The sequence below is a fragment of the Mesorhizobium sp. M7D.F.Ca.US.004.03.1.1 genome, from assembly GCF_003998635.1.
In the GTDB taxonomy this organism is placed as follows: domain Bacteria; phylum Pseudomonadota; class Alphaproteobacteria; order Rhizobiales; family Rhizobiaceae; genus Mesorhizobium; species Mesorhizobium loti.
On record NZ_RZQG01001371.1, the window covers coordinates 1 to 1,124 of the forward strand.

Genomic DNA, 1,124 nt, shown 5'->3' on the forward strand with positions numbered 1-1,124 from the left:
CAGTTGGCTCGGGTAGGCATTCGCCTTGTGGCCGAGCCCCACGCGACCAAGGAGTTTGTGAGCCACGGCTTCGGCCTCCTTCTGCGGTGTGCCGCGCACGCGAATGGGCCCGCAAGTAATGTTTTCCAATGCGGTCAGATGAGGAAACAGATTGAACCGCTGGAAGACCATGCCAATCTCTTGACGCTGGCGCGCCAATTCGGATTCCGTTGCCTTGCGGGTCTTGCCATTGCGCTGTTGGAAGCCAAGGGAGTGTCCATTGACAACAATGGTGCCGCCCTGGATCGCTTCGAGCGCGTTGATGCAGCGGATCAACGTCGTCTTGCCGGATCCGCTCGGCCCTACAATACAAACACACTCCCCTTTTTGGACTGAGAGGCTCACGTCGCGGATGACATGCAAGGAACCGAATGATTTGTTGATGTTACACAGTTCAACAACGGTTGCAGATATGTCGGCCGGCGCTCCGACGACAGACAGCAGACCTGCAGACAGATCATCAACCGCTTCACCCAAATCGGCCTGGCTCTGGTCTCCCATTGTCAGGTCCTCATCCCACCAAGCAAGCGTTCAAAGAAACCAGCGCGGTATGTCGCCTTGGCATCTCCGATGCGCCGTTCGATGGCAGCCTGGACCCAGCCCCAAAGGAGTGTCAGTGCAAGGTAGTAGACTGAAACGGCCAGAAACAATTCGAAGGGCTTAAACTGTACGGCGTTGACTTGTTCAAAAGCGTTGAACAATTCGACGCCGCCTATGACAACGACCAGCGTGGTCGATTTCATCATGTTGTTAAACTCGTTGCCAAGCGGAGGGACGATCACTTTGAAAGCCTGCGGCAGGATTATGTATCGCATTGATTGCCTAAACGTCATGCCGATGGCCTTCGCCGCGTCTGACTGTCCCTGATCGATGGAGATGATGCCAGAGCGAACAATCTCGGTCATGTAGGCGCCTTCGTTGAGGCCAAGCCCGAGCACGCCGGCTTGAAAAACGCCGCTCACTGTAATTCCCAAGATGGAAAGGTCAGGAAAGCGATAAAGTCCGATCTCCGCCAGGCCAAAGTAGAGCAACATCAGTTGAACGAGTGCGGGGGTGCCGCGGAAATAGAGAAGGTAGGCCGAGAC

2 protein-coding genes are annotated in these 1,124 nt (G+C 55.5%); both read right to left on the reverse strand.

The annotated features are described in order from the left end of the window. Nucleotides 1-540, reverse strand: a 540-nt coding sequence (locus EN935_RS37170) for an ATP-binding cassette domain-containing protein (protein ID WP_164771746.1), incomplete at its 3' end; no start/stop codon positions are given. A 2-nt stretch (nucleotides 541-542) separates the two neighbouring features. Then, nucleotides 543-1,124: amino acid ABC transporter permease (locus EN935_RS37175; protein WP_164771747.1), on the reverse strand; the 582-nt coding region annotated here is incomplete at its 5' end.